The 24,356-nt window shown below is 70.5% G+C and carries 22 protein-coding genes; 17 read left to right on the top strand and 5 right to left on the bottom strand.

What is annotated here, in order from left to right; genetic code table 11:
- The first annotated feature begins 1 nt into the window (after position 1).
- From GC203_RS20340 to GC203_RS20270, 15 genes are all read left to right on the top strand, one after another.
- A complete protein-coding gene (locus GC203_RS20340) occupies positions 2 to 1,141 on the top strand; it encodes an ATP-binding protein (protein WP_293458367.1) in 1,140 nt (379 codons plus the stop codon).
- A 69-nt stretch (positions 1,142 to 1,210) separates the two neighbouring features.
- The gene (phoU, locus tag GC203_RS20335) at positions 1,211 to 1,900 is read left to right on the top strand and encodes a phosphate signaling complex protein PhoU (protein WP_293458384.1); all 690 of its coding nucleotides are present in this window, start codon (positions 1,211 to 1,213) and stop codon (positions 1,898 to 1,900) included.
- Entirely contained in the window at positions 1,897 to 2,586 is a 690-nt protein-coding gene (gene phoB, locus GC203_RS20330; RefSeq protein ID WP_293458366.1) for a phosphate regulon transcriptional regulator PhoB, read from the top strand. The genes phoU (GC203_RS20335) and phoB overlap by 4 nt, the downstream gene beginning before the upstream one ends.
- Positions 2,587 to 2,655: 69 nt before the next feature.
- The gene (locus GC203_RS20325) at positions 2,656 to 3,459 is read left to right on the top strand and encodes a UDP-2,3-diacylglucosamine diphosphatase (protein WP_293458383.1); all 804 of its coding nucleotides are present in this window, start codon (positions 2,656 to 2,658) and stop codon (positions 3,457 to 3,459) included.
- A 328-nt stretch (positions 3,460 to 3,787) separates the two neighbouring features.
- Positions 3,788 to 4,057 (top strand): hypothetical protein, encoded by a 270-nt coding sequence (locus tag GC203_RS20320; protein WP_293458365.1) that lies wholly within the window; start codon positions 3,788 to 3,790, stop codon positions 4,055 to 4,057.
- Between the two features lie 21 nt (positions 4,058 to 4,078).
- Complete coding sequence (locus tag GC203_RS20315; protein WP_293458364.1) at positions 4,079 to 4,222, top strand: hypothetical protein; 144 nt, start codon at positions 4,079 to 4,081, stop codon at positions 4,220 to 4,222.
- The gene (locus tag GC203_RS20310; protein WP_293458363.1) at positions 4,219 to 4,446 is read left to right on the top strand and encodes a hypothetical protein; all 228 of its coding nucleotides are present in this window, start codon (positions 4,219 to 4,221) and stop codon (positions 4,444 to 4,446) included. Before GC203_RS20315 ends, GC203_RS20310 begins: the two co-directional genes overlap by 4 nt.
- A gap of 505 nt (positions 4,447 to 4,951) precedes the next feature.
- On the top strand, positions 4,952 to 5,116 hold the full coding sequence (locus GC203_RS20305) for a hypothetical protein (protein ID WP_293458361.1): 165 nt from the start codon (positions 4,952 to 4,954) through the stop codon (positions 5,114 to 5,116).
- Positions 5,117 to 5,458: 342 nt separating this feature from the next.
- Positions 5,459 to 6,760, top strand: a complete 1,302-nt coding sequence (locus GC203_RS20300; RefSeq protein ID WP_293458359.1) for a hypothetical protein — start codon at positions 5,459 to 5,461, stop codon at positions 6,758 to 6,760.
- 105 nt (positions 6,761 to 6,865) lie between these two features.
- On the top strand, positions 6,866 to 7,942 hold the full coding sequence (gene pstS / locus GC203_RS20295) for a phosphate ABC transporter substrate-binding protein PstS (RefSeq protein WP_293458358.1): 1,077 nt from the start codon (positions 6,866 to 6,868) through the stop codon (positions 7,940 to 7,942).
- Entirely contained in the window at positions 7,939 to 8,901 is a 963-nt protein-coding gene (gene pstC / locus GC203_RS20290; protein ID WP_293458357.1) for a phosphate ABC transporter permease subunit PstC, read from the top strand. The genes pstS and pstC overlap by 4 nt, the downstream gene beginning before the upstream one ends.
- Positions 8,898 to 9,749, top strand: coding sequence for a phosphate ABC transporter permease PstA (pstA, locus tag GC203_RS20285; RefSeq protein WP_293458356.1), 852 nt, complete (start codon positions 8,898 to 8,900; stop codon positions 9,747 to 9,749). Before pstC ends, pstA begins: the two co-directional genes overlap by 4 nt.
- Positions 9,746 to 10,555 (top strand): phosphate ABC transporter ATP-binding protein PstB, encoded by an 810-nt coding sequence (gene pstB / locus GC203_RS20280; protein ID WP_293458355.1) that lies wholly within the window; start codon positions 9,746 to 9,748, stop codon positions 10,553 to 10,555. Before pstA ends, pstB begins: the two co-directional genes overlap by 4 nt.
- A gap of 8 nt (positions 10,556 to 10,563) precedes the next feature.
- Positions 10,564 to 11,232: a phosphate signaling complex protein PhoU gene (gene phoU / locus GC203_RS20275; protein WP_293458354.1), complete on the top strand. Its 669-nt coding sequence runs from the start codon at positions 10,564 to 10,566 to the stop codon at positions 11,230 to 11,232.
- Between the two features lie 76 nt (positions 11,233 to 11,308).
- Positions 11,309 to 12,481: an FAD-dependent oxidoreductase gene (locus tag GC203_RS20270; protein ID WP_293458353.1), complete on the top strand. Its 1,173-nt coding sequence runs from the start codon at positions 11,309 to 11,311 to the stop codon at positions 12,479 to 12,481.
- Between the two features lie 191 nt (positions 12,482 to 12,672).
- Here GC203_RS20270 and GC203_RS20265 read toward each other — a convergent pair whose 3' ends face one another.
- The 4 genes from GC203_RS20265 to GC203_RS20250 form a co-directional block, all read right to left on the bottom strand.
- On the bottom strand, positions 12,673 to 13,629 hold the full coding sequence (locus GC203_RS20265; protein ID WP_293458352.1) for an HWE histidine kinase domain-containing protein: 957 nt from the start codon (positions 13,627 to 13,629) through the stop codon (positions 12,673 to 12,675).
- Between the two features lie 203 nt (positions 13,630 to 13,832).
- Entirely contained in the window at positions 13,833 to 14,828 is a 996-nt protein-coding gene (locus GC203_RS20260) for a transglutaminase family protein (protein WP_293458351.1), read from the bottom strand.
- A gap of 17 nt (positions 14,829 to 14,845) precedes the next feature.
- Complete coding sequence (locus GC203_RS20255; protein WP_293458350.1) at positions 14,846 to 15,793, bottom strand: alpha-E domain-containing protein; 948 nt, start codon at positions 15,791 to 15,793, stop codon at positions 14,846 to 14,848.
- A 34-nt stretch (positions 15,794 to 15,827) separates the two neighbouring features.
- On the bottom strand, positions 15,828 to 17,237 hold the full coding sequence (locus GC203_RS20250) for a circularly permuted type 2 ATP-grasp protein (RefSeq protein WP_366502134.1): 1,410 nt from the start codon (positions 17,235 to 17,237) through the stop codon (positions 15,828 to 15,830).
- A gap of 277 nt (positions 17,238 to 17,514) precedes the next feature.
- On the opposite strand from GC203_RS20250, the gene GC203_RS20245 reads away from it, so the two are divergent.
- A complete protein-coding gene (locus GC203_RS20245; protein WP_293458349.1) occupies positions 17,515 to 19,290 on the top strand; it encodes an autotransporter assembly complex family protein in 1,776 nt (591 codons plus the stop codon).
- Positions 19,287 to 23,453, top strand: coding sequence for a translocation/assembly module TamB domain-containing protein (locus GC203_RS20240; RefSeq protein WP_293458347.1), 4,167 nt, complete (start codon positions 19,287 to 19,289; stop codon positions 23,451 to 23,453). Before GC203_RS20245 ends, GC203_RS20240 begins: the two co-directional genes overlap by 4 nt.
- On the opposite strand, the gene phhA is transcribed toward GC203_RS20240, so the two are convergent.
- Complete coding sequence (gene phhA, locus GC203_RS20235; RefSeq protein WP_293458346.1) at positions 23,450 to 24,322, bottom strand: phenylalanine 4-monooxygenase; 873 nt, start codon at positions 24,320 to 24,322, stop codon at positions 23,450 to 23,452. The genes GC203_RS20240 and phhA overlap by 4 nt on opposite strands.
- Positions 24,323 to 24,356: the final 34 nt, after the last annotated feature.

Here is a 24,356-nt window from a genome sequence, read left to right as displayed (position 1 = left end):
GATGTCGGAGGTCCTCGCCAAGCACGGCGCCGGGCCCGCGGCGCAACTGATCCTCGAACTCCTGCCCGAACCGGTGATCCTGGTGCGGGGCGGGGAGGGCGAGACGCCCGAGATCGCCTACGGCAACCAGGCCGCCCGCGAGGTGTTCCGCATCGAACTGGCCGGCGCGCCGCTGGGCGCGGCGCTGCGCCGCCCCGAGGTGCTGGAGGCGATCGAGGGGGCGCTGGCGACCTCGGCGCCGGCCGAGGTGGCCTTCGAGACCATCGGGGTGCAGCCGCGCTTCTGGCGCGCGTTCGCCCGGCCGCTCGGGCTGGACGGCGACGGCGCGCGCCAGCTCGTCGTCGTGCTGCGCGACGAGACCGACGCGCGGCGCACCGAGCGCATGCGCGCCGACTTCCTCGCCAACGCCAGCCACGAGCTGCGGACGCCGCTGGCTTCGCTCGCCGGCTTCGTCGAGACCCTGCGCACCCACGCCAAGGACGACCCCGGCGCCCGCGACAAGTTCCTGGGCATCATGGCCCAGCAGGCCACGCGCATGGCCCGGCTGGTCGACGACCTGCTCTCGCTCAGCCGCATCGAGCTGAACGAGCACATCGCGCCGTCCGGAAAGGTGGACCTGGCGCGCACCGTCCAGGACGTCTCCGACGCCATGCGCCCGTTGACGGAGGAGCGCGGCGTCTCGATCGCGACCAATGTCGAACCCGGCGCGACCTCGGTGGTCGGAGATCGCGACCAGCTGGTGCAGGTGATCCAGAACCTGGTGGACAACGCGGTGAAGTACACGCCGCGGGGCGGCGTCGTGCGGATCCTGCTGCAGCCGGCGCCGTCGCTGGAGGCCGCGCGGGCGCCAAGCCGGCCGGGCGTCGGGCTTTCGCTGCTGTCGCCCGACAGCGCCGAGGCCAGCGCCTATGTGGTGCTGCGGGTGACGGACGAGGGGCCCGGCATCGCCCGCCAGCACCTGCCGCGGCTGTCCGAACGATTCTACCGGGTCGAGGGCCAGCGCAGCGGCGGCACCGGCCTGGGGCTGGCGATCGTCAAGCACGTCGTCAACCGCCACCGGGGCGGGTTCGTGGTGGAGAGCGCCGAGGGGGAGGGCAGCACGTTCAGCGTCTATCTGCCCGCGTTGCCGCCACCCGCCTGACTGTCGCAAATGTGTCACCTCTCCGCATTAGTTTCCGCGCGCATCGAGAGGGCATAAGTGACACGTTCCATGCAGGCGGAGCTGAGGCAGCTCGTCGCCGAAGTCATTCGGATGGGTGGGCTGGCCGAAGCCCAGGTCATGGACGCCGTGGACGCCGTCGTTCGTCGCGACGTGCCGTTGGCCCAGGCCCTCATCGTCCGCGACCTGCGGCTCGACACCTTGCAGAGCGAGGTTGAGCGGCGGGCCATCGCCCTGATCAGCGAGCATCATCCGGGCGAGGCCGACCTGCGTCGGTCGATCTCGACGCTGAAGCTGGCCATGAACCTCGAACGCTGCGGCGACCTGGCGCGCAACATCGCCAAGCGCAGCCTGGTGCTGTCGGCGAGCGAGCCGCTGCTGCCGCTCACCGGCGCGATCGAGCGCATGGGCCGTCTGGTGTCGTCGCGGCTGCGCGAGGTGCTGGACGCCTACGCGGCCGGCGACGTCGAGCCGGCGCTCGACGTCTGGCGGCGCGACGGCGAGGTCGACGAGCACTACGAGAGCCTGTTCCGCGAGCTGCTCTCGCTGATGTCCAACAGCCCCAACGCCGTGGCCGCCGGGGCGCACCTGCTGTTCATCGCCAAGAACCTCGAGCGCATTGGCGACCACGCCACCAACATCGCCGAGATCCTGCACTTCCAGATGACCGGGCAGGAACTCACGGGCGAGCGGCCCAAGCTGAGCCTTCCGGACGTCGAAACGGAGACCAACCAGCCGTGACCCCGTACGTTCTCGTGGTCGAGGATGAGGACGCCTTGGCGACCCTCCTCGACTACAACCTCGTCAAGGAAGGCTTCCGGGTCGAGCGCGCCGCCGACGGCGAGGAGGCGCTGCTGAAGGTGGCCGAGGAGGCGCCCGACCTGGTGATCCTCGACTGGATGCTGCCCAAGGTGTCGGGCGTGGAGGTCTGCCGCCAGCTCCGCGCGGGCGTCGAGACGCGCCGCACCCCGATCCTGATGCTCACCGCCCGCGGCGAGGAAGGCGACAAGATCCGCGGCCTCGACACCGGCGCCGACGACTACGTGGTCAAGCCGTTCTCGATGAGCGAACTGGTGGCCCGCATCCGTGCGCTGCTGCGCCGCACGCGGCCCGAGCTGGTGGAAGAGCGCCTCGAATACGCCGACCTCGTGCTGGACCGCGGCCGTCACCGCGTGACCCGCGGCGGCAAGGATGTCCACCTCGGGCCCACCGAGTACCGCCTGCTCGACTTCCTCATGCAGCGGCCCGGCCGCGTGTTCAGCCGCGAGCGGCTGCTGGACGCGGTGTGGGGCGCCAACACCTACGTCGAGGTGCGCACCGTCGACGTCCACGTCGGGCGCCTGCGCAAGGCGCTGCGCCAGCCCGGCGCGCCCGACCTGATCCGGACCGTCCGCTCGGCGGGCTACGCCCTCGACCTGGACGGCTGAGGCGCGGCGTCACGCGCCTGTCACGGACTCGCTCTAGCCGGACTTACGACCATGCCGTTGGGGGCTGCGATGCTGGAGACTGCGCCCGCGATCCGCTGCCGGGCGGCGTTCATCTCGGACATCCACCTGGGCACGCGCGGCTGCCAGGCCGACCTGCTCCTGGAGTTCATCCGCGAGCTGGACTGCGAGACGCTCTACCTCGTGGGCGATATCGTCGACGGCTGGAAGATGAAGAGCGGCTGGTTCTGGCCCCAGGCGCACAACGACGTGGTCCAGAAGATCCTGCGCATGGCGCGCAAGGGGGTCCGCGTCGTCTACATCCCCGGCAACCACGACGACCGCATCCGCGATTTCTGCGGCGTCCACTTCGGCGGGGTGGTGGTGGCGCGCGACGCGATCCATGAGGCCGCCGACGGCAAGCGCTATCTCGTGACCCATGGCGACGAGTTCGACGGCGTGGTGCAGCACGCCAAGTGGCTGGCGTTCCTGGGCGACTGGAGCTACCGCGCGCTGCTGGCCCTCAACACCCAGTTCAACCACGCGCGGCGGATGCTGGGCCTGGGCTACTGGAGCCTGTCGGCGTTCCTGAAGCACAAGGTGAAGGACGCCGTCGCCTTCATCGACAAGTTCGAGGCCGCCATGGCCGAGGAAGCGCGCCGGCGCGGCGTCCAGGGCGTGATCTGCGGCCATATCCACAAGGCCGAGATGCGCGACATCGGCGGCGTGGCCTACGTCAACGACGGCGACTGGGTCGAGAGCTGCACCGCCGTGGTCGAGCGGTTCGACGGGGCGCTCGAGATCGTCTCCTGGCTCGAGGTCCGAAAGGCGCTGCCGGCGTCGCTGCCCGCCGGAAAGCCGGCCCTCGCCGCCTAGGGCACGATGGGGTCAGGTGGAATCACCTGACCGCTGAATCGTGCTCGAGATTCAAAAGTATGGAGCGCGTTCGAGCGGCGAAACCGCTCACACTCTCGCCTAACGCGCTCTAGGTCGGCTGCCGGCGCCGCCATGCGGCCAAGGCGGGACGACATGGAGGGCTCCCACGGGTCCTTTCGCGCCCTTCGCGCCCCTCGGGGTCTGGTCCCCGGGGCCGCCGTCCTGGCTTTTGGGGCCCCGGCGCCCTATGTTGGACACGCGCCGTCGGAAGCGTGCCGCGAAATCAAGCGGTCGATCGGCTCCCGGCGCGGCGCGTCACGGCTACAACATGTCCCAATCCCGCGCCGCCGCCGGTCGCGGAGGCGCCACGCTTCACGCGGTTCCGCCGCGCGCCGGCCCGCACCACCATTGCACGGTCCAGACGCCGGCCGGGCGTCCGCCCCACCTCGTGTTCGAGCCCCAGGGCGTGGGCCCGTCGTGCCCCACGGCCGCCCTGGTGGCGGTCCACCTGCGCCCCGGCGTCTCGGCGACCGAGGCCGAGGCCCTGGCCGACCATCTCAACCGCCTCATGGACGGCGTTTCGGCGACCGTCCTCTGAACCCCGAAAGGGTCCCCCCGTATGACAGCCTACGTTCCCGCCAATCCCCAGCCGCTGCGCCGCGACCTCACCGACCCGCGCTCCAGCGGGCCCTCGACGCCGCGCGGCGCCGCGCCGCCGCTCAACGACAGCCGCAGCACCGGCGGCGGGAGGAGCGGCCGATGAGCGCCATGTCCTTCGCCGCCTGGGCCGCGCGGCGCCGTTCGCCCAGCCCCGCCGAAGTCCGCGCCGAAGTGTGGAGCCTCGGGGTCCGTCACCACGGCGAGGCGCTGGAAGGCGCCCGCCGCGAGCTGGCCTGTCACGGCATCGCGCCCGAGCGCGCCGCCCTGCTGCGCGCCTGCATCCGCAGCCTCAACCGCCGCCAGCGCGTCGCCGACACCGTCCGGTAGGCCGGCCGCGGGCCCTGCGGCGGCGATCCGCCGAACCACGGATTTCACCGATTTCACGGATGCCGGCGCCGCCTGCTCCACGATGGCGTCCCGGTTTCCGCGCTGCGTAGCGGCGATCGTTCAGACCACGGATTTCACCGATTTCACGGATGCGGGCGCCGCCCGCTCCACCATGTCATCCCGGTTTCCGCGCGCTGCGCGGAAGACCGGGACCTCAGAGCGTCTGACTCCGTAGGTCGCCATGGCGGCGACGCCCCGCATCCTCGTCCGACGCCACGCTTTGGGGTCCCGGTCTTCGAGCGGAGCCTGTCCTCGGGCCGGCCGTCCGGCCGGACCCGGGGGCCGAAACCGGGATGACATCGCTGGGGGAGGGGCAGCGCAGGCCCCAATCCGTGTCATCCGTGCAATCCGTGGTTCCCCCCCTTTCGTGGCCTTTCGTGTTTTTCGGGGTTCCATCCCCCCGCGACGTTCGAACCTGACGCACCGGCGTGTTCCCCTCGCGATCATGTCCGAGGCCGCCACCGACCGCGCCGAGGCCATCCTCGCCGAACTGGCCGAGGGCCGCGTGCGCCGGCTCGCCGAGCGTCCGCGGCTGGCCGAGCCCAGCCCCTTCGGGATCAAGCGCCGCATCCGCGACCTGCCGGCCGGGGAGGGGGAGGACAGCTCCTAGCGCGGCGCCGGCGCGCTCATGTCCTCGGCCAACGGCCCCGGACGCCACCGCGATCTTCCAAAAAAGCAGCCGCGACCGTGGGGGCGGTCGCGGCTGAAACGGCCATCGGGTCGGCCGACGTGGAGAGATACGCGAGGGGTTACTGCCGTCGTTTCTACTGGACGCAGATGTCGGGCCCGTGACGCTTCCGCGTCATGCGGGAAAGCGCGGCTCGCGCCGGTCCAGACCGGACCGGGGGCGGACTGACATGTAACTGTCATCAAACATGCGCGGGACTGTCACCGAAGATTCTTAAGACCGCCACCGTTCGCGCCGCTGAGCGCGACGCGCGGAGGATTCGACATGAAACTGAGACTGTCGCTGCTCGCCGGCGCCGCGGCGAGCGTCGTGCTGGCGAGTGGGCATTGCGCCGAGGCGGCGTCCCCGGCGCCGCGCGAGTCCGCCGCCGAAGCCGAGCGCCAGGCCGCCGAGATCGAGACCCTGAAGGCCCAGGTGCAGGCGCTCACCGAGCGGCTCGCGGCCCAGGAACAGCGGCAGCAGGCCCTGGAGCGCCAGGCCGCCGAAGCGGACGCCGCGGCCAAGGTGGCCCAGGCGAAGGCGGCGGCGCAGATCGAGACCATCCCGGCCCAGGTGAAGACCGCCGTGGCCGAACAGGCGCCGAAGCCCGACTGGACCAGCGCCACCAAGGTCAGCGGGCGGATGTACTTCGACCTGAGCCACGTCGACGTCGAGCGCGACGGCGCCAACGTCGCCCCCAGCGGGACGGGCTTCGACATCAAGCGCTTCTACGTGGGCGTCGACCACAGGTTCGACGACACCTTCTCGGCGAACGTCACCACCGACGTGCAGTACAACGACGCCGAGGGGCTGACGCAGGTCTACATCAAGAAGGCCTATCTCCAGGCCAAGGTGGCCGATGCGCTCACGGTCCGGCTGGGCTCGGCCGACCTGCCGTGGGTGCCGTTCGCCGAGGACGTCTACGGCTACCGATTCGTCGAGAACACCGTGGCCGATCGCGACAAGTTCGGGACCTCCGCCGACTGGGGCGTGCACGCCTTCGGCAAGCTGGGGATGGTCGACTACGCCGTCTCGGCCATCAACGGCGCCGGCTACAAGAGCCCGACGCGCTCGAAGAGCGTCGACTTCGAAGGGCGGCTGAGCACCACCGTCGACCACTTCACGTTCGGCGTCGGCGGCTACACCGGCAAGCTGGGCAAGGACAAGCAGGGCGTCGTCACCTACCACCGCGCCGAACGGCTCGACGCCATCGCCGCCTACCGGACCGACCGCTTCCGGGTCGGCGCGGAGTACTTCGCCGCCCGCAACTGGAACAACGTGACGACCGTGGCGGGCGACAAGTCCGATGGCTATTCGCTGTTCGGATCGTTCAACATCACGCCGCAGGTCGCCGCCTTCGGGCGCTACGACCGGGTGCGCACGGCCCGCGACACCGTTCCGGGGCGCAAGGACAGCTACTTCAACCTCGGCCTGAACTACGAGCCGGCGAAGATCGTGGACCTCGCGCTTGTCTACAAACGCGACAAGGTCGACAACGGCCTGATCTCGACCTCGAACGGCGCGATCGGCGGCGTCGCCGGCGGGACGTACGACGAAGTCGGGCTGTTCGGTCAGTTCCGCTGGTGACGGTCGGCAGGCGTTCCATGAAGGCTGTCATCGAACCTTCACGCAACCGTCGCCGAACTGTCGCACGACACTCCTAGACGCAAGATCACCAACAAGGAGATCGCAATGATCCGTAGGCTCATGGTGGGCGTCGTCGCCTGCCTCGCGCTCGCCGCCTGCAGCAAGTCCGACACGGCGGGCGAGGGGGCGAAGTCCGCCCCGGCCGCCCAGATCTCGGGCGCAGGCGCGACCTTCCCCGCTCCGCTCTACGCCAAGTGGGCCGAGGCCCAGAAGGCCGAGACCGGCGTGGCGCTCAACTACCAGGCCATCGGCTCGGGTGGGGGCATCAAGCAGATCAAGGCCAAGACCGTGGCCTTCGGCGCCAGCGACAAGCCGCTGAAGCCCGAGGAACTGGACGAGGCGGGTCTGGTGCAGTTTCCGACCGTCATGGGCGGCGTGGTTCCGGTGGTCAATCTGGAAGGCGTGGCCACGGGTCAGATCAAGATGACCGGGACGCTGCTGGCCGACATCTTCCTGGGCAAGGTCACCAAGTGGTCCGACCCGGCGATCAAGGCGCTGAACCCCGACGTGAAGCTGCCGAACCTGCCGATCACCGTGGTCCACCGTTCGGACGGCTCGGGCACCAGCTCCCTGTTCACCAGCTATCTGGCCGCCGCCGCGCCGCAGTGGTCGAGCGTCGGCGCCAGCGACTCCGTCGCCTGGCCGACCGGGCAGGGCGGCAAGGGCAACGACGGCGTGGCGGGCTACGTGAAGCAGACCCCGGGCTCCATCGGCTATGTCGAGTACGCCTACGCCAAGCAGAACGCCATGTCGGCCGTGTCGCTGAAGAACGCCTCCGGCGCCTTTGTGGCCCCGACGGCCGAGACCTTCGCCGCCGCCGCCGCCGGCGCCGACTGGGACAAGGCTCCGGGCTTCTACCTGCTGCTGCTCAACCAGCCGGGCGACAACGCCTGGCCGATCACCGGCGCCACCTTCATCCTGATGCACAAGCAGCAGGCCGACGCGGCCACGGCCAAGACGGTGCTGGGCTTCTTCGACCACGCCTACGCCACCGGCGACCCCGCGGCGATCGAACTGGACTACGTGCCGCTCCCGGCCTCGCTGAAGGACCGCGTGCGGGCGAGCTGGTCGGCGATCGTCGGCCCCGACGGCAAGCCGGTCTACACGCCGGCCGCTCAATGACCCTGGCCGCCGACGCTCCGGCGCCGGCGCCGCCCAGGTCGGCCCGGGGCGCCGCCTTGGACAGGGCCTTCGAGGCCCTGTGCTTCGGCGCGGCGACGTTCCTGCTGGCCGCCCTGGGCGGGCTCGTGGTCTCACTCGTCATCGGCGGGTGGCCCGCGCTGTCCACCTTCGGCGTCCGGTTCTTCGTCAGCGCCGAATGGAATCCGGTCACCGAGGTCTACGGCTCCGCCGGCGCCATGGTCGGCACGCTGGTGACCTCGGCGCTCGCGCTGGCCCTGGCGCTGCCGCTGGCGCTGGGCGTGGCGATCTTCCTCGTGGAGCTTTGCCCGACGCCGCTGCGGCGGCCGATCGGCACGGCGGTGGAGCTGCTCGCCGGCATCCCGTCGATCGTCTACGGCATGTGGGGCCTGTTCGTCTTCGCCCCCTGGTTCGCCAAGCACGTCCAGATCCCGCTGATGACCGCGGCGGCGCCGGGCAGCCTCTGGGAGAAGGTCACCGCCGGCGTGCCCAACGGGGCCGGGATCTTCTCGGCCTCGGTGATCCTGGCGATCATGATCCTGCCCTTCATCGCCGCGACGCTGCGCGAACTGCTGCTCACCATTCCGCCGCAGGTGCGCGAGAGCGCCTATGGCCTGGGGTCGACCACCTTCGAGGTGATCCGAAAGGTCAGCCTGCCTTATGTGCGGACCGGCGCGATCGGCGCGATCATGCTGGGCCTGGGCCGCGCGCTGGGCGAGACCATGGCGGTCACCTTCATCATCGGAAACGCCCACGGGTTCCCGAGCTCGCTGTTCGCCTCGGGCTCGACGATCGCCTCGACCATCGCCAACGAATTCGCCGAGGCGACGGGCGAGCTGCACACCGCCTCGCTCATCGCCCTGGGCCTCGTGCTCTTCGTCATCACCTTCGTGGTCCTGGCGCTCGCCCGGCTGCTGATCGGAAGGCAGGCGCACGCATGATCGCTCCCGGCGCACCGCGGCTGTCGCGCCGCCTGGCGGAGTACGGCTTCCTGGGTTTCTGCTGGCTGGCCACCGGGCTCGCCATCCTGGCCCTGGCCGCCATCCTGTGGTCGCTGCTCCGGCAGGGCCTGGGCGGCCTGAACCTCGACGTCTTCACCAAGTCGACGCCGGCGCCCGGCTCGACGGGCGGCCTGCTCAACGCGATCCTGGGCTCGGTGATGATGTGCGCCGTCGCCATGCTGGGCGCCGTCGTCGTGGGCGTGCTGGCCGGAACCTGGCTGGCCGAGTACGCGCGGGACAGCCGCTACGGCAAGGTGGTGCGCTTCCTGAACGACGTGCTGCTTTCGGCGCCGTCGATCCTGGTGGGCCTGTTCGTCTACGAGATCCTGGTCGCGCCGCTGAAGGGCTTCTCCGGCTTCGCCGGGGCGGCGGCGCTGGCGCTGATCGCGGCCCCGGTGATCACCCGCACCACTGAGGACGTCCTGCGCCTCCAGCCGGCGGCTCTGCGAGAGGCCTCGGTGGCGCTGGGCGCTCCGGTGTGGCGCACCATCCTCCACGTGGTCTGGAAGGCGGCTCGCGCGGGCATGCTGACCGGCGCGCTGCTGGCCTTCGCGCGCATCAGCGGCGAGACCGCGCCGCTGCTGTTCACGGCGCTGAATAACCAGTTCCTCAACCTCGACCTGACCCGGCCAACGGCCAACCTGCCGGTGGTGATATTCAACTTCGCCCTGAGCGCTTACGATGACTGGCGCAGGTTGGCCTGGGCCGGCGCTCTCCTCATCGCCGCCACGGTGCTGACGGTCACGATCGTGGCCCGACTGTTCGCCCGGGAGTCCCGCCCCTCATGAACGCCCAGCTTGAAACCCAGCCCGAGACGGCGGTCCTCGACCTCCCGCCCGAGGTGGTGAAGCTCGCCATCCGGGATCTCGACTTCTTCTACGGGTCGAAACAGGCGCTGTTCGGGGTCAACGTCTCGTTCGCCGCCAACGCCGTGACCGCCCTGATCGGCCCGTCGGGCTGCGGCAAGTCCACCCTGTTGCGCACGCTCAACCGCATCTACAGCCTCTATCCGGGCCAGCGCGCCAAGGGCCAGGTGCTGCTGGACGGCGAGGACGTCCTGGGGCCGCGGGTCGACGTGGCGGCCTTGCGCGCGCGCGTGGGCATGGTGTTCCAGAAGCCGACGCCGTTCCCGATGTCGATCTTCGACAACGTGGCCTACGGGGTCCGCCTCTACGAGAAGCTTTCGCGCGCCGACCTCACGAACCGCGTCGAGGAATCGCTCCGCCGCGCCGCGCTCTGGGACGAGGTGAAGGACAAGCTGCGGGAATCCGGCCTGAGCCTCTCGGGCGGTCAGCAGCAGCGCCTGTGCGTGGCCCGTGGCATCGCCGTGCGGCCCGAGGTGCTGCTGCTCGACGAGCCGGCCTCGGCGCTGGACCCGATTTCGACGGCGCGGCTGGAGGAGACGATCTCCGAGCTCAAGCGCGACTACACGATCGTGATCGTGACCCACAACATGGGCCAGGCCGCGCGCCTGTCGGATCATACCGGGTTCATGTACCTGGGCCGGCTGATCGAGTTCGGCGAGACCGAGCAGCTCTTCACCAGCCCGGTCACCAGCCGGGCGCGTGACTACATCACCGGCCGGTTCGGCTAGGAGTCCGCATGCCCCATACCCTCAAGGCGGTCGACGAGGACCTCGACGCGCTGGCCCACGACCTGGCGGCGATGGGCGATCTGGCGGTGGCGCAGGTGAAGGCCTCGCTGGACGTATTCCTTCGCCACGACCTCGCCGCTGCGGCCAAGGTGGTGCGCGGCGACGACGCGCTCGACCTGCAGGACGCCGAGATCGAGAAGCGCGCGGTCCGCTTCATCGCACTGCATTCGCCGGTGGCGGACGACCTGCGCCGGCCGATCGCGGCCATGAAGATCGCCATGCAGCTCGAACGCTGCGGCGACCTCGCCAAGAACATCGGCAAGCGTGTGGGCCGCATGGACCATCCGGCCGCCGAGAGCCAGAGCGGCCCCATCGCCGAGTTGGGCCAGCTGGCCGTGGAGCGACTCGCGGCGGTGGTGGACGCCTATCGGAGCGACGACGCCCAGGCGGCCTACAAGGTGTGGCTGAACGACACCGAGATCGACGAACAGCACGACAGCGTGCTGCGCGAGATCGTGGGGCAGATGGCGAGCGATCCGGGCTCGGTCAACGACTCGACGCACCTGCTGTTCATCGCCAAGAACCTCGAGCGCATCGGCGACCACGCCACCAATATCGCCGAACTTGTGCACTACCAGATCACCGGCGCCGAACTGGCCGACCGCCCCAAGCTTTAGGCGCGGCGCCCGGGCCTTGCCGCTTGCGCGGCCCGCGCCCGCCGGGAAAGCATCGGCGCGCAAGCTGGGAGAGCGCATGTCGATGTCGAGCGTAGGGCGGGCCGACCGCCGGGCATTCCTTCAACGAACGGCCGCCCTGGGCGGCATGGGGCTGGTGGGCGGCTGCGCCACGGTCGAGGCCGCGCCGTCGCGGCCGGGCTTCCTGCGGCCGCCCCCGCTGGCGCCGATCCAGGCCGAGATCGACCGCATCATCGACATCACCGTCTGCCTGCGGCCGTTCCGGGCCGCCGGGCCCCGGCTGGACACCGAGATGGTTGGCGACAAGCTGGTGGTCCACAACTACGGCCATGGCGGCAGCGGCTGGTCGCTTTCGTGGGGCTCGGGGCTGATCGCGGTGAAGACGGCGCTGGAGCGGGGCGAACGCGACATCGCGGTGGTTGGCGGCGGGGCCCTGGGTCTCACGGCGGCCACCTTGGCCCAACGCGCCGGCGCCAAGGTGACCGTCTACGCGAAGGAATGGATGCCCGACGTGCGTTCGTCGCGCGCGACCGGGGTCTGGTCGCCGGACTCGCGCATCGCGCTGGAGAGCGGGACAGGCCCCGGCTTCCCGGCCTTCTGGGAGCAGATGGCGCGCAATTCGTTCCGCATCCACCAGCGCTACCTGGGTTTCGCCGACGCGCCGGTCGAGTGGACCGACCGCTATGCGCTCTCCGACGAGCCGCCGCACGGGCCGGAGGCCGATCCGCTGGGCTTCGTGCGGCTCAACGACCGCATCCGCGACCTGACCCCACGGTCGGTGAGCATCGAGCCGGGCGCGCTGCCCTTCAAGCCGCGCTACGCGCGCAAGGCCACCATCCCGATGTTCAACATCATGGAGTACGGCCACATGCTGATGGCCGATTTCCTGATGGCCGGCGGCAAGCGGGAGACCCGCGAATTCCACTCACCGGCCGAACTGGCCGACCTGCCGCAGAAGGTGATCATCAACTGCCCGGGATACGGCGCGCGGGCGCTGTGGAAGGATGAGTCGATCGTCCCGGTGCGCGGCCAGCTCGCCTGGCTGATCCCGCAGCCCGAGGTGACCTACGGGGTCTCGTACCATGGCGTCGGCACGGTCTCGCGCCGCGACGGGATGATCGTGCAGAAGTACGGCGCCGACGACTCCTACGGCTACAACGACACCAACGAGGCGCCCGACCGGGCCGAGGCCGAGGAGGCGGTGCGGACCATCGCAGCGGCGTTCGCCTAGGCTTGAAGATCCGATCAATAGATTGAAAATATTACGGATTGTCATGGCCCGGCTTGCCCGGGCCACCCCTGGACACCGTGCGCGCAGGCCAGGATGATGCGCTGCCGCCGCCAAATCGCCCGGTGTCCGTGTTCATGGATCGCCCGGACAAGCCGGGCGATGACGGTGGGGCGGTTGATTGAACCACGATCCTAGGGCGCGTCGAACTCCGCGCGCCAGTAGAGGCCCTGGGGTCGATATTCGGTCGTCACGTCCGGATGCGCGCCGCGCGTCAGGCCGCGTTCGAGGATGCGGGAGCCGAAGCCGGTCTGAGTGGGCGGCTCCACCGTCGGCCCGCCGGTCTCGAACCAGACGAGTTCGGCGCGGCCGTTCGGAACCCGCCGCCAGTTGACGGTGACCTTGCCCGACGGCGTCGAGAGCGCGCCGTGCTTGGTGGCGTTGGAGCCCAGTTCGTGCAGGCACAGTGCGATGTCCACGACCAGTTCCGAGGGAAGCCGCAGGTCGTCGCCGCCGGCCTGGACGCGGCCGCCGCCGGACGCGACGAACGGCTCAAGCACCCGTTCGGCCAGGGCGTCGAGGGTGACCTCTGCCCAGCCCGACTCGCTCAGCAGGTTGTGGGCGCGGCTCAGCGCGATCAGCCGGTCGGTGAAGGCCGCGCGGAAGGCGGCCAGGTCGGGCGCGGTGCGCAGAGTCTGGGCGGAGATCGCTTGTACGATGGCGAGTGTGTTCTTCACCCGGTGCTGCAGCTCCATCACCAGCAGGCGTTCCTGCCCGTTGGCCGTGTCGAGGTCGCGCAGCGACTTGGCCAGGAGGTCACAGAGCCAGACGATGGCGCCGCCCGAGGCGAGGAACGCGGCCATGCTGGTCCAGGCGCTGGTGGGCGGGGGCAGGGCCATCGGCTCGATGAAGAACAGCATGCCCGACGCCGTGGCGGCGAGGAGGCAGATGATCCCCGCGGGCAGGCCGCCGAGCACCGCGGCGATGAAGAGCGCCGGGAAGTGCGTGATGTAGGGGATGCCCTGGGGCACCCAGATCGCGATGACCAATCGGGCAAGCGTGCCGCCCGCCACGCAGAGCAGGGCGATCATCGACTGGGCGAACAGGCCTTTCGGCTGAGCCGCGATGCGTCGCCGGATCAAGTCTTCCAACGGCCGCGCCCCCCTCGCCCGGTCGCCATGGTGGTAGGAATCAAATCCTACAACCGACTTCTCTTGCTGTTAGATCATAGCACGATATACCCGAGCCGCTGCAGCGGGCTACGACGGCCCGTCGGCGCGCCGGCTTTCGGCCCCATTCCGGACGATGGGTCAGAGCGCCATCGCAAGAGCGCTCTCCCGCTGCAGCGCCCTCGCTACTGTTGCTGCTGCTGCATCTGGTGCAGGCGCTGCTGCTCGTAGACGGCGCCGGCGGATTGGACGCGCCGCGCGCCCGGGCTGATCCGCGCCGAGGGTCCTGACACGCGCAGGAATTCGGGTTCGCTGAGCGCCGCGCGCGCCTTGCGCACCGAAACGCCGACCGCGAGCTGGCTCTCGGCCTCGCCCTTGTAGACGCCGCGCGACGGCGGCACGTCGGAATAGTCGCGGCCGACCGCGCAGGCGATGTGCCGTTCGGTGGCCTCGGTGTTGTTGGTGGGGTCGAAGCCGATCCAGCGCAGGCTGGGCAGGAACACCTCGACCCAGGCATGGGTGGCGTCCGGGTCGGACCGGTCGCCGTGCTTCTTGTCGGTGAAGAGATAGCCCGAGACATAGCGCGCGGGGATGCCCCAAGAGCGGCAGATGGCGATCATCACGTGGGCGAAGTCCTGGCAGACGCCCTTGCGGGCCTTCAGCACGTCGTCGATGGGGCTGTCGGCGCGGGTGACCCCGGCTTCGTAGCCGAAGGACTCGTAGATCTTGGTGTTCAGCGTCTTCAGCGCAGTGAGCGGATCGCGGCTGCGCAGGGCGTCGATCTCGTGCTCGGCGGTGTAGTGGTGGAGGGCCTCCGAATCGCGTGCGAAGCCGTGCGGATTGAGGAAGTCGAAGTTCTCGCCCCGCAGGAACTCCGAGCGCAGGCGGTCCCATTCCCCCATGTCCAGGCGGTCGAGCAGGGGCGGCGGCGGCTGGCTCTCGACGGCGGCGCGGGCGGTGATGATCAGCCGGTCGTGCGGCTGGGGCACGTCGAAGTGGTAGACGGCGTTGCCGAAGCTGTCGGCGTAGGAGAACAGCTGCGCGGCGGGGTCGATCTCGAGGTCGAAGCTGACGAGCCGCTGCCGCACGCCCTTCTGTGGCTGCATCCACACCTCCATGACGCTTTCGCGCACGGGGACCGCATATTGGTACTGGGTGACGTGGCGGATCTCGAGCAGCACGGGCGGATCGGTCCTCTCTAGGCCGGAAGGCGCTCTTCGAGCGGGTAGGCGACGAAGGCGTCGTAGAGGCTGCGGTGGATGTCGGCGCATTCCGACAGCACGGTTTTCAGGAAGGCGCTCGCGCCCTGGCTCTCCAGTTCCTCGATGTCGGCGTACTGGAGACGCGCCCGCAAGCGGCCCGCCAGCCGGTCGGGGCCCACCCGGCCGGCGACGCCGGCGTGGCGGACGATGGCCCGCAGGTGAGTCTCGATCTGCTGGGTGCAGAAGCGCATCGAGCGCGGGAAGTCGTCGTCCAGCATGAGGAACTGCAGGGCGTAGCGAGGATGCATCTCGGCCGTGTAGGTCCGCAGGTAGGGTTCGAGCGCGCAGCCCATCCGCAGCACGGCGGTCAGGGCGAAGTGGTCGCCGATGGGCTTGCGCCGGCGCCCTTCGCCGAACGCCACCTCCAGCAGCGAGCCGATGAGTTGGGCCCGCTCGAGATAGACGCCGAGCAGGAGGAAGCTCCAGCCCTCGCCGTGGCTCATGGTGGCCTCGCCCGCGCCCTTGAACAGGTGCAGGTCGGCGATGATGTCGTGCAGGAACAGCTGCGAGCCGTCCTCGAAGGCGCGCGACACGTTCGGGTCGCTCATCCGCAGATAGATGAGGTTCAGCCGCTCCCAGGTCTCGGTGGTGATCTGGTCGCGCACCTGGCGGGCGTTCTCGCGGGCGCGGGCGATCGACGAGAAGATCGAGCCGTGGTCATCGCGGTCGAGGGCGAGCGCACGGGCGGCGTTGTAGGGATCCTGGGCCTTGGAGGGGTCGGGATCGCCGACGGCGGCCAGCGCGACCCGGGCCACCTGGGTTGCGGCCTCCGTGCGGTCGAGCGTGGCGTTGAGCATCACGTCGGAGAGGCGGCACATGTGCTCAGCCCGCTCCACGTAACGCCCGATCCAGTAGAGGCTGTCGGCCACGCGCGCGAGCATCATGCTCGCGCTCCTTCTTCAAGCATCTTGGCGAGCATCATTTCCGGTCACCCTTGGATTCCGACAGCACCCAGGTGTCCTTCGACCCGCCGCCCTGGCTGGAGTTCACCACCAGGGAGCCCTTGCGCAAGGCCACGCGGGTGAGCGCGCCGGGCGTCACGACGATCTTCTCGCCCGACAGCACGAACGGGCGCAGGTCCACGTGCCGCGGCTCCACCGCGTGGTCGATAAGGCAGGGCGCGGTCGAAAGCTGGATCGTCGGCTGGGCGATGTAGTTGTCGGGATTGGCCGCGAGGGCATCGGCGAAGGCCGCCTGCTGGGCCTTGGTGGAATGGGGTCCCACCAGCATGCCGTAGCCGCCCGAGGCGCCCACCGCCTTGACCACCAGCTTGTCCAGGTTGGCCATCACGTGGCTGAGCTGGGCCGGCTCGCGGCAGAGGTAGGTCTCGATGTTGGGCAGGATCGGATCCTCGCCCAGGTAGTAGCGGATGATCTCGGGCACATAGGCGTAGACCGCCTTGTCGTCGGCGACGCCGGTGCCCGGCGCGTTGCAGATCATCACATTGCCGGCGCGATAGGCGTTGAAGAGCCCGGCGGCCCCCAGCGCGGAATCGCGGCGGAAGGTGAGGGGGTCGATGAAGTCGTCGTCCACGCGCCGGTAGATCACGTCGATCCGCCGAAGGCCGGTGGTGGTGCGCATGTAGACCATGTTGTCGTGGACGACGAGGTCGCGGCCCTCGACCAGCGGCACGCCCATCAGCCGCGCCAGGTAGGCGTGCTCGTAGTAGGCCGAGTTGTAGACGCCGGGGGTGAGGACGGCGACCTGCGGATTGGGCCGCCAGTCGGCCGCCATGCTCTTCAGCGTCGTCAGCAGCAGGTCGGGATAGCGGTCGATCGAGCGCACGCCCGAGGCGCGGAAGGTGCCCGGGAACACCCGCTTGGAGGCCTCGCGGTTGGCCAGCATGTAGGACACGCCGGAGGGGACGCGCAGATTGTCCTCCAGCACGGCGAACCCGCCGTCGGGCTGGCGGATCAGGTCCGAGCCGCAGACGTTGGCGTAGGCCTTGTGCGGCACGTAGAGGTTCTGCATCTCGCGCCGGTAGGAGGGCGCGCGCAGCACCAGCTCGCGGGGGACGACCCCGTCCATCAGGATCTGCTGTTCGGAGTAGATGTCGGCCAGGAACATGTTGAGCGCCTGCAGGCGCTGGGTCAGGCCGGCCTCGATGCGCGCCCATTCGGCTCCGGGAATGATCCGCGGCAGGATGTCGGTGGGGATGATCCGCTCGGTCGAACTTTCCGCGCCGTAGACGGTGAAGGTGATGCCCTGCAGCAGGAAGAAGCGCTCCTGCGTCCGCTGGCGTTCGGCAAGTTCGTCGGGGGTGAGCGTCGCGAGGCGCGCGTCCAGCGCTGCGTAGTGCTTGTGCACCTTGCCGCCCGGGGCGAGCATCTCATCGTAGGGCCGCTCGGGCGCCGCCGTCACCGCCGCATTGGGCTCGTCCCGTCTGGCGCTCACGATCGAATCCACGCCCTTCCACCTGTGATCGAAGCCTGAAGCTGTAGGACGCTTACGGCCCGTCCGGAAGCCGAACCTCGAAATTCGGCGTCAGGGCGCCCCACGACGGGTAGCTGCCCAGCAATTGGGCGCCGGTGTGGGGGAGCGGCCCGTGACATTGGGCGGCGGCGCGGGTTACACCCCCGACTGAGGGGCGAGCGAGGAATCGAGCTTGGGTCGACTGCTTTGTGCTGTCGCCGCCTCGGCGGCCCTTGTCGCGCCCGGCGCGGCGCGGGCGGGCGACCCCCGCGCGGCCGTCCAGGGCGAGATGGACGGCGATCTCCGCGATGCGATCCAGCGCGTGATCGGCGACAGCGACCGGCCGATCGAGAACCGCTTCGAGGCGCGGCGGCGCGCGCGGGCGGCGGCCGAGGACGCGATCGCCGTGCTGCGCTCGGAGGGATACTACGCCTATCAGGTCTCCCCCGAGGTGAGCGAAGCCGATCCGCCGCAGGCGATCGTCCAGATCATTCCCGGCCCGCGCTTCTACATCGCAGACCCGAAGATCGCCTGGCAGGGCGAACCGCCCGAAGCCGACGTCCAGACCGCGGCGGGCAAAGCCCTGGGGCTGAAGGCCGACCAGCCCGGCCGCGCCGCCGACGTCATCGCCGCCGAGGGGCGGGTCGTCGCCGCCGTCCAGAAGCGGGGCTACGCCGACGTCGAGGCCGAGCCCCGCGAGGTGGTGGTCGACCACGCCGACGACAGCGTCCGCCCGACCTACCGGATCGCCGCCGGCGCGCTGGTCCGGCTCGACGGACTGGACGTCACCGAGGGGGGGCGTACGAGCCCGGCCTGGCTGCGCAAGCTCGCGCCCTGGGGCGACGGCGATCGCTACGACCCAGACAAGGTGGCCGAACTGGAGCGCCGCCTGCTGGACACGGGCGTCTACGATTCCGTGACGGTGGCCCTCGCGCCCAAGGACAAGACCACGGCCGAGGGGCACAGGCCGGTGGTCGTCAGCCTTTCGGAACGCAAGCCGCGGGCGATCGAGGCCGGCGCCAGCTATTCCACCAGCGACGGCGCCGGGGTGAACGTCCGCTGGACGCACTACAACCGCCTCCATCGGGCCGATACGCTGGCGCTCTACGGCCAGCTCTCGGATCGCGACAGCCGGGTCGGGGTCGACCTGTCCCTGCCGCACTGGCGGCGCGCCCAGCAGACGCTCAAGACCACCGCGGACGTCTATCGGGTCAAGACCGACGCCTACAACGAGAGAGGGGTGGGCGTCAGCGCCGACGTCACGCGCCGATGGGGCAAGACGTCGTACGTCACGGTGGGCGCCTCGACCGACCTGACCCGGACCGACGAACTGAGCGCTGGGACCCTCATGACGCGGGGGCGCAATCTCGTGACGTTCGCGACCCTTGGCGACGTCCTGCTGGACCGCTCCAACGATCCCTTGAACCCCACGACGGGCTGGCGGTTGAGCGCGCGCCTGGAACCCACGCTGATCGTGGGCGACACCAACCTGCCGTACCTGCGGGCGGTGGCGCAGGGCACCTACTACCAGCCCCTCGACAAGCAGGCCGCGACGGTGGTCGCCGGGCGCCTGCGCCTGGGCCGGATCATCAACGGGACGGTGGCTCAGATCCCGGCCTCGCAGCGCTTCTACGCCGGCGGCGGCGGCTCGGTGCGCGGCTTCCCATACCAGGGCGTCGGTCCGCGATTGGCCGATGGAACCCCGCGCGGCGGCGTATCGCTGATGGAGGGCTCGCTTGAGGTGCGCCGCGACCTCACCCGGACCTGGGGGCTGGCGCTGTTCGTCGACGCGGGCGCGGTCGGCTCCAGCAATGTGATCGACCTGGGCGACCTGGCGGCCGGGGCGGGGATCGGCGTGCGCTACAATCTCGGCTTCGCCCCGATCCGCATCGACATCGCCACGCCGGTCGTGCGCCGCCGGGGTGAATCTCCGATCCAGATCTACCTCAGCATCGGGCAGAGCTTTTGACCGGGACGGACGAAACGACCGACCCGCCGAAGGGGACAGTCCGCCGTCGGCGGATCCTGTGGATCGCGGCCAATGTGGCGGCGGCCGTCGTTCTGCTGCTGGTCGGGCTGGCGGCCGGCGTCCGCTATGCGGTGCTTATCCCGCAGGTGCGACAGATGATCGAGGCCGAGGCCAACGGGCTCAAGCTGGGTCGCTTCGGCCATCTCGGCGTGGAGGGGCTGTCGGGGGATCTCTGGCGCGACTTCCGGGTCCGCAAGCTGACGATCCGCGACGACAAGGGCGTCTGGCTCGAGGCGCACGAGGTCCACCTGGCGTGGAACTATCCCTATCTGATCCGCCGCCGCTTCGTGGCCGATCTGGCGGAGGCGCGGTCGATCCGGGTGCTGCGGCGCCCGGTGCTGGGGCCCGGCGGCGAGGACCACGGGCTGCCGCTCTCGATCCACATCGCGCGCGGGCAGGCGCGGCTGATCCTGGAGCCTGAATTCAGCGTCGAGCGTGGCGTCTACGACGTGGGCCTGGAGCTCAATCTCGGCCGGCGCGGCCGGCGCAGCGCGCAGGTCCACGCCGAGAGCGAGCTCAACCGGGGCGACCGGGTGGACCTCGACTTCGCGATGGGCGGCCGCCGGCCACTGCGCATCTCGGCCGACGCCGTCGAGGCCAAGGGCGGCGCCATCGCGGGGTCGCTGGGCCTGCCGGCCAAGCAGCCCTTCAAGCTGTTCGTCCGCGCGGACGGTCGCAACGCCGAGGGACGCTTCACCGCCCGCGCGACGTCCGGCGCGCTGACGCCCCTGGAAGCGGAGGGGGCGTGGAGCCGGACCGGCGGCCAGGCTTCGGCGCGCGTCGTGCTGACGGCCTCGTCGCTCACCGCGCCCTACGCCGATCGGTTCGGCCAGGAGGTCAGCCTCCGGCTGACCGGAAACAAGGTGGGCGAGGGGGCGTATCAGCTCGACCTTAGCGCCCGGTCGGACGCCCTTTCGATACGCGCCCAGGGGGTGGGCGACCTGGGCAAGCGCAAGCTCTCGAAGGAAGGCCTGCGGATCGAGGCGCAGGCCGCCTCGCTGGGCCGGCTGGCCGGCGTCGAGGGCCTCGGGGCGGCGCGCGTCCAGGGCGCGCTGACCGGAAATTCGGGCGCCTGGGCCTTCAAGGGCGACGGCGTGGCGCAGGATATCAAGCTCGGCGACTACCGCCTCAGCCGTATCGCCGGACCTATCGCGCTCGCGCGGGGCAAGGACGGGTTCGACCTCCAGGCCCGGCTTTCCGGCGCCGGCGGGCAGGGGGCGGGTATCGTTGCGGCCTTGCTCGGCGGGGCGCCCTCGGCGGTGCTCGACGCCCAGCGCCGCGCCGATGGCCAACTCGTCGTGCGCAACGTCGAGCTGAAGGGGTCGGGCCTGAACGTCGCGCTGAGCGGCGAACGCGGTCTGCTGGGCGCCTCGCGTGTGAAGGGAGAGGCGCGGATCTCCAATCTCGGCGCGGCGCGCCCTGGCGCGGCCGGCGCGGCCGTCGCGGACTTCCAGGCGCGCCAGCCGCGCAAGGGCGCCGCCTGGGCGGTGGACCTGGACGCGCGAGGCGAGCGGCTCGCCCTGGGTCTTGCGGAGCTGGATCGCCTGCTGGGACCGCAGGCGCGCCTGCGCGTCGCCGGCGGCTGGCAGGATGGACGCCTTTCTGTCGACAAGGCGACATTGGAAGGCGCGGCCCTGAGCGCGAACGCTTCGGGGGTTCTCCAGCGCGACCGAACCCTGGCGTTCAAGACGGACTGGCAGGCCTCGGGCCCGCTGCGCGCGGGTCCGGTCGAAATCTCCGGCAAGGCCAAGGGGACGGGAGACATCGGCGGGACGTTGACCGCGCCGCGGGTGGACCTCGTGGCCGACTTCGACGAGATCGACGTCCCGCGCCTGCCGCTGCGCAACGGACATCTGGTGCTGACCTTCCAGCAGCAGGCCGACGGCTCCAGCGGGACGGTCGCGCTGACCGCGGCCAGCGCCTACGGCCCCGCGACGGGCCGCTCGGACTTCCGTTTCCCGCGCGGCGGCGTGGACCTGACGGGCCTGTCGGTGGACGCCGGCGGGCTGAAGGCCCAGGGCTCCGTTGCGCTGCGCCGCCGATCGCCGTCGGCGGCCGACCTGCGGCTGTCGGTCGATCCGGGCGCGTGGCTCGACGCCGGCCACGTGGAAGGGACCGCGAAGATCGTCGAAGCTCCCGGCGGCGCGCGCGGCGACATCGACCTGCGCGCCCAGAACGTGCGGCTGCCCGGCGCGACGGTTTCCGTCGCCTCGGCCACCGTCGCGGCCGAGGGGCCCATGTCGGAGCTGCCCTATGCGGTTTCGGCGCAGGGCGCGTCGCCGGAAGGCGCCTGGAGCGTCGACGGGCGTGGGACCTTCGCACAGGCCGAGGACGGCTATGCCCTCACCCTGGACGGCGCCGGCAAGGTCGGACGCCGCAGCATGAAGACCACGGAGCCGGCCCGCTTCCGGTTCGGCGGCGCGTCCCGGAGCGCGCGCCTGCGCCTCGTCAGCCAGGACGGCGGCCGGATCGCGCTCGACGGCGTGTTCCAGGGCGGCTCCGCCGATGTGAAGGCCCGCGCCGAGAAGCTGGGCCTGAACATCCTCAACCGCGACTTCGCCGGCAGCTTCGACGGCGTCCTCGACCTTCACGGCCAGGGCGAACGGCTGGATGGCGCCATGAGCCTGCAGGTGGCCGACGCGCGCGCCGGCGGCTCGCCCGCCTCGCAGGGGGTCGATGGCGAGCTCAAGGCGCGGCTCTCGGACAACGCGCTCACGCTCGATGTCCAGACCACCAACGACCGGGGCCTCAAGGCCAACGCCAACCTCGTGCTGCCTACGGAGGCGTCGGCCGCGCCGTTCCGCATCGCCATCGCTCGCCAGCGGCCCATGAGCGGCCGCTTCTTCGCGGAGGGCGAAATCCAGCCGCTGTTCGAGCTCCTGGTCGGCGGCGAACGTTCGCTGGCCGGCCTCGTGCAAACCCAGGGAACGCTGGCGGGGACGCTGGCCGATCCGCGCGCCTCCGGGCAATTCTCGGTGGAGCGCGGCCGCTTCGAAGACGGCGCGACGGGCCTGTCGCTGCGCGACCTGACGCTGAAGGCCAATTTCTCGGAGGACGCCGTCACCGTCTCGCAGGTGCAGGGCCAGGACGGCGCAGGCGGGCAGCTTTCGGGCGCCGGCACGATCAGCCTGCAGCGCAACGGCCTGTCGAGCTTCCGGCTGGACCTCAAGAGCTTCCGCCTCATCGACAACGAGACCGCGACGGCCACGGCCTCGGGCCAGGCCACGATCAACCGCGACGCCAAGGGGCAGGTGAAGCTGGCCGGCGAACTGACGATCGAGCGCGCCGACGTGGCCGCCGATCCGCCGACGCCGTCGGGCGTGGTGGCGATGGACGTGGTCGAGGTGAACCGTCCGGCCAGCCTGCCCGCCGCCCTGCCGCCCAAGGACAAGACCGGCGAGGGCTGGGCGCTCGACGTCAAGCTGCACGCGCCGCGGCGCGTCTTCCTGCGCGGGCGCGGCCTCGACGTGGAGTTCTCGCTGGACGCCCACGTCGGCGGGACCACGGCCAACCCCGACCTGACCGGCACGGCCCGGGTGATCCGGGGCGACTACGACTTCGCGGGCAAGCGCTTCGAGTTCGACGACAGCGGCTACGTCCGGCTCTCGACCCACCCGGGCGACATCCGCATCCACCTCGACGCCACGCGGGAGGACCCCACGCTGACCGTGACGATCCAGATCCGCGGCACCGCCGAGCGCCCCGAGATCACCCTGGCGTCGTCGCCGAGCCTGCCGAACGACGAGATCCTCTCGAAGGTGCTGTTCGAGCGCTCGGCCTCGCAGCTCTCGGGCGTGGAGGCGGCGCAGCTGGCGTCGGCGCTGTCGTCCCTGGCCGGCGGCGGCGGCCTGGACATCCTCGGCAACCTGCGCAGCTTCGCCGGCCTCGACCGGCTGGCCTTCGGCGGCGACGAGCAGTCGGGCGTCACCGTCTCTGGCGGCAAATACCTGAGCGACGATCTCTATCTGGAACTCACCGGCGGCGGGCGGGAAGGGCCTTCGGCCCAGGTCGAATGGCGGGTGCGCCGGCGCCTGTCGATCATCTCGCGCTTCGCAGGCCAGGCCGGCAACAAGATCGCCGTGCGCTGGCGCAAGGACTACTAGGCGGCGCTCCGCCCCCCTCGCAGGACGTAGGTCTGGTCGCCGCGCGTGAACACCTTGTCTTCAGCGAGCACGGCGTCGATGGGGATGTCGCTTGCCGCCTGCAGGCGCCGATAGAGCGCGTCGAAGTCGGCCAGGGTGGCGTCCAGAAGGGCCTGCAGCGACGGGACGACGAAATAGACCTGCTGGAAGTCGTCGATCCGGTAGGGCGTGCGCATCACCCGCTCCAGGTCGAAACCCAGGCGGTTGGGGGAGGGGTCGTCGAGGGCGAAGATCGATTCCGAACGGCTGGAGACAATGCCCGCGCCGTAGATCCGCAGGCCCTGGGGCGTCTCCAACAGGCCGAACTCCACCGTGTACCAGTAGAGTCGGGCCAGGTTGTGCAGCTGTCCGCGGCCCAGCGCCCGCAGCCCGCCCTCGCCATAGGCCTGCATATAGTCGGCGAAGACCGGGTCGGTCAGCATCGGCACGTGGCCGAACACGTCGTGGAAGATGTCGGGTTCCTGCAGGTAGTCGAGCTCGTCCGGCTTGCGGACGAACTGTCCGGCCGGGAAGCGGCGGTTGGCCAGATGCTCGAAGAAAACCTCGTCCGGGACCAGGCCGGGCACGGCCACCACCGTCCAGCCGGTGAGCCGGCGAAGCTCCTCGTTGATGCGCGCGAAGTCCGGGATGCCGGTGCGGTGCAGGTCGAGTGCGTCGAGGCCTTTGAGGAACGCGTCGCAGGCGCGGCCCGGCAGCAGGGCGGCCTGGCGTTCGTAGAGGGTGATCCAGACCTCGTGCTCGGCGGCGGTGTAGCGGTCCCAGCCCTGGTCGATGGTCCAGTCGGGCCGGGCGCCAGGCGGAAGGGACGTGTTGGCGTGATCAGCGCTCATGCGGGGAGAATGGACCCGGACGAGCGGAAGTTCC

Source organism: Phenylobacterium sp. (genome assembly GCF_016124325.1).
Taxonomy (GTDB): Bacteria; Pseudomonadota; Alphaproteobacteria; order Caulobacterales; family Caulobacteraceae; genus Phenylobacterium.
The sequence above is the reverse complement of the archived record's forward strand: the minus strand, read 5'-3'. Positions and strand labels throughout refer to the sequence as shown.